The 3,739-nt window shown below is 42.9% G+C and carries 5 protein-coding genes, 1 tRNA gene and 1 pseudogene; 3 read left to right on the top strand and 4 right to left on the bottom strand.

The genetic code is table 11. From position 1 onward, the window contains the following. Nucleotides 1-3 precede the first annotated feature (3 nt). Nucleotides 4-80: transfer RNA gene (locus tag COY37_RS02665), tRNA-Pro, on the top strand. Nucleotides 81-564: 484 nt separating this feature from the next. Here COY37_RS02665 and COY37_RS11745 read toward each other — a convergent pair. The 3 genes and pseudogenes from COY37_RS11745 to COY37_RS02655 form a co-directional block, all read right to left on the bottom strand. Then, a pseudogene (locus COY37_RS11745) lies at nucleotides 565-1,578 on the bottom strand (recombinase family protein); the annotation flags it as partial. Nucleotides 1,579-1,613: 35 nt separating this feature from the next. Beyond that, complete coding sequence (locus COY37_RS02660; RefSeq protein ID WP_286975936.1) at nucleotides 1,614-2,033, bottom strand: ImmA/IrrE family metallo-endopeptidase; 420 nt, start codon at nucleotides 2,031-2,033, stop codon at nucleotides 1,614-1,616. Between the two features lie 11 nt (nucleotides 2,034-2,044). After that, nucleotides 2,045-2,404 carry a helix-turn-helix domain-containing protein gene (locus tag COY37_RS02655; RefSeq protein WP_286975933.1) on the bottom strand — a complete coding sequence of 120 codons (360 nt, stop codon included), beginning with the start codon at nucleotides 2,402-2,404 and terminating at the stop codon, nucleotides 2,045-2,047. A gap of 281 nt (nucleotides 2,405-2,685) precedes the next feature. Between COY37_RS02655 and COY37_RS02650 the strand changes: the two genes are divergently transcribed. Next, nucleotides 2,686-2,955 (top strand): hypothetical protein, encoded by a 270-nt coding sequence (locus COY37_RS02650; RefSeq protein ID WP_286975930.1) that lies wholly within the window; start codon nucleotides 2,686-2,688, stop codon nucleotides 2,953-2,955. Nucleotides 2,956-2,971: 16 nt separating this feature from the next. Here COY37_RS02650 and COY37_RS02645 read toward each other — a convergent pair whose 3' ends face one another. After that, on the bottom strand, nucleotides 2,972-3,154 hold the full coding sequence (locus tag COY37_RS02645; protein ID WP_286975926.1) for a hypothetical protein: 183 nt from the start codon (nucleotides 3,152-3,154) through the stop codon (nucleotides 2,972-2,974). 80 nt (nucleotides 3,155-3,234) lie between these two features. Between COY37_RS02645 and COY37_RS02640 the strand changes: the two genes are divergently transcribed. Further along, nucleotides 3,235-3,669 carry a replication-relaxation family protein gene (locus COY37_RS02640; RefSeq protein WP_286975923.1) on the top strand — a complete coding sequence of 145 codons (435 nt, stop codon included), beginning with the start codon at nucleotides 3,235-3,237 and terminating at the stop codon, nucleotides 3,667-3,669. Nucleotides 3,670-3,739 lie beyond the last annotated feature (70 nt).

Here is a 3,739-nt window from a genome sequence, read left to right as displayed (position 1 = left end):
AAACGGGGCGTAGCGCAGTTTGGTAGCGCACACGGCTGGGGGCCGTGTGGTCGCAGGTTCAAATCCTGTCGCCCCGACCAGAGAGTCCTTATTCAAACTAGGGCAAAAAATAAGATCGAAAGGCTCAGCAAACTCAGTGGTGCTGGCCTTTTCGTCTTTTATATATATCTTTTTGAAGAAGGCTTGGTTAAGCATTCTCTTAACTTTTGGCGATGATTTCTTGTAAGCAAGATGGCAGTTAGAAGCCATCTTGATAGACATATCTACAATCTTCTCGAAATGGTCATTTCTTGCAGATAAAGCTTCGAGTCGTGATTCGGATTCAAGAAGGTCTTTTGATATCCGGCCTTGTTCCTTTTTTAGGAGATCGACTGCTAAAGCTTCGGCTAAATATGCATCTAGCAGCCTTTGACGCTCGCGGTTTAGTTTACTGATACGCTTATTTAAGAATTCTTTTTCCCTTAAGATGTCTAGCTCTCGTTCAGCAAGTTCTTTTCTCGAATTAACTATAATTTTATCAGCCCATTCCTTCGGCAGTTGTATGTCTTTGTAGAACTGCTCAATAGCCTTTTCGATATCTTCGATGGCTATGTATTTTTGACTACAGCCTTTATGCTTCTTCTGCCCGAGGCAATAGTAGTAAGCATATTGTTTTTTAGCGACGATGTATGACATTCTGGAGCCGCATTCACCGCAATAGACCGTACCTTTGAGATAGTGCGGATGTTTCCGTTTCCGCTCGCCAGCATGGTCGTGTATTTTTATTATTTCCTGAACTTTTTCAAATAAGTTTTTTGAAATCAGCGGCTCATGGTTTCCCTTAAACTCCATGTTCTTCCACGGAACAACTCCGATATAGAACTTGTTCTGGAGAAGTGTAGCGAGTTTTGATTTGCTAACCGGTTTTCCCATGTATGATTTAGTTACCATACCTGTTAAGCCGTCTGCTGTTAATATATCCCGTAGTTCGGTCAGCGAGTAGTCGCCGGTAGCATAAAGCTTAAAGGCTTTGCGTATGTGAGGTGCTCTTTCTTTGTCGATTACAATCTTGGAAATTTCCCGGCCTTCAATTTTCACCCTTTCATTCTTGTACCCTAACGGTGCAAGACCCGGCCAGCCGCCGTTTTTCGCCTTTTGGTTTAAGCCCTTTTTAACCTCCATCGCGAGGTTCGACGAATAGAACTCAGCCATTAAAGCGTGGATACCTTCAACTAATCGACCAGAGGCGCTATCCTCGATATTTTCAACAACCGAGATTAAGGAAACATCTTTTCGCCTCAGGATTGCCTTTATCGCAACGTGATCTTCCATGTTGCGGGCAAGTCGATCAATTTTGTGTACCACTATGGCATCAATCGTCAGATCCTTCTTTATACGAGAGAGCATTTCTTGTAGCTGAGGGCGGTCTACCGAACGGGCAGACTCGCCACGATCCACATACTCATCAACTAGGTTGAACCCTCGTTCACGGATATATCTAAGACAAGCCTCTCTTTGAGCGGGGATAGAGTAGCCCTCTTTTTCATCAGTTTGGGCTTGTTCTTTGGTTGAAACTCGAAGATAAATTAAGCAATTCATATAAAGACTCCTATTGAGCTGATATTTTATGCAGCCTATTGCTTATAGGCCTTCAAAAGTTTTAAGCGAAAGCTTGCAAACTTTTCTGTTACTGTGAAGCTATTTGCGATCTCTTGAACACTTAAGTTGTTCACCTTAGGCATTAAAAGATAAGCGGCAAATACTTCAGCTTGCCGCTCTTGCAGTTTATCCCAGGGATTGGTATCGCTGGTTGAAACAAAGAAATGATTGCCAGCATGTAGAAAATGATGTCCTAGCGCATGGGCAATCAGCTCATGTCTCTCGGCTTCAGGCAGTCCTGATTTTAGGATAATAAAATCGCCAAAATAGAGTTCTTTTAGGCGGCCAGCCAAGGCAAAGTAAATAATCTGAACGCCTTCAGCATCTAAAATACCCTGAAGACCGTTTCCGTATTTTTCAACTACTTCTAATGCTGTTTTCCTTGCTATATTCATATGCTCTCTTGTTAGTTGTCTTGTCTCTCTAATTTCTTAGCCCGGGCAAGTAAGACCATTTGATATGCGTCGAGGATGGAGCGTTTCTCCTCATAGGTCATACTCGGTACATCTTTTAGCATCATCTGAAAACCAGGATCGGTAACTCCTAATTCCTCAAGTTCTTGCTCTAAAAGAAGGTCCTGCATTTCTTCCCAGGGCATTCCCATAGCTTCCGCCCAAGTCTTGAGCTTATCCTCCGTTGGAATAAACTTGTTATTCTCAACAGAGCTTACGTAGCTGTTGGTTTGATAACCAAGCTTGTCAGCGATCTTTTCTTGGGTGATTCCTTTTTGTAGCCGTATGGCTCTTAATTTATCGCCGAACCCCATAATGACTCCTTAATCATAATAATGTGATATCTTTCGCTTGTTTATAGTAGTTCTGACAACCTACCATAGTCAATACAGGCTATTATTTTGTATTTTTGCCGTATTGACAGCTATCAGATGTTTATAATATTATTACGATATTGGTTGTTTGTCAACCGGATTTCAAGTATCCCTTAACATGCTAAGCAGGAAAATCGCAAAACTTAGATGCGATTTTATTTTTAACCAGGAATATCATAAACGTATGATATTTTGGCAACACTAAGAAGCAAGAGGTTTAGATGAGATTTTACGCTCAGTTAAAAAGCAAAAAAGAAATAGAGGCTGATTTTTCAAAGCTGGCTATGGCTTTTATTGCTCTTGCTGAGGAGCTTTTGCTAGAAGAGGACCTTAAAGAATCCAGCGAAGATGCTCATCTTGAAGAGGATAAAACCCTTGCAACTGACCCTGCATTACCCTTGGTTTCCGGTAACGATAAGCCAAAACAATACCTTAAAAAACAAGTGAGGAAAGGAGATGAAAGCTTATCGGGGGAGGAAGGCTGCTCGTGAGGGGCATCGAGCCCACTCACAACCAGGCAACGTCGGGGCTCAAATCCGCAACAGCTTTTTTGATGCGGCTTTGAACCCCGACTACCCGCCCTTTGGGTTGCACCTTCCGCTTCGCTACACCCCTTCGTTCCTCAGGGGCAAAGCGCGGGTAGTCGGGCTTAACGCCCGACGTTGCAGCCTCCACTTCGTTCCGGGTCAAAATTGACGGAATTCCTCCCCCGACCCCTCCTTCCGTCAATTTTCTTAAAAGGATGAAATCTATATAGAAAGGAAGGACACATGGGAAAATTTCCGAGACACAAGCGAACAAAGGATTTTCAAAGGATGGTTTTACAGTCAAGAGACATCGAGATCATCCTAACCGTTTACGAGAACAGGTTTTTAAGACGTGACCAAATCGAAAGGCTTTTCTTTAGCACCACCTCAGCCTGCAATCAACGCCTACAGAAACTCTATCAGCACAAAGTCTTAGACAGGATTTATCAGCCGGTTGATTTTGGCTCATCCCAGGCGGTGTACGCTTTAGATAGTGTAGGTATTGAGGTTATCGCTGCAAAATGTGGCGTAAACAAGAAACAGATTAATTGGGCAAGGCGACACAACCGAGTCGAGAACCTCTTTATGGCTCATACGCTAGGTATTGCTGAGGTTTGCGTTTCTTTGAAGATAGCCTTAGAAGAGCTAGGAGCCTGTTGCAAAACTCCCGCCAAATAAGGGCTAAAATATAAACAAAACCAAAGTAAACCAGCACAACTAAAGCATAGCACTAAGCCGTAATTAAATA

Origin of the sequence: Candidatus Aquicultor secundus (assembly GCF_002791875.1) — a bacterium.
GTDB classification, from domain to species: domain Bacteria; phylum Actinomycetota; class Aquicultoria; order Aquicultorales; family Aquicultoraceae; genus Aquicultor_A; species Aquicultor_A secundus.
The sequence above is the reverse complement of the archived record's forward strand: the minus strand, read 5'-3'. Positions and strand labels throughout refer to the sequence as shown.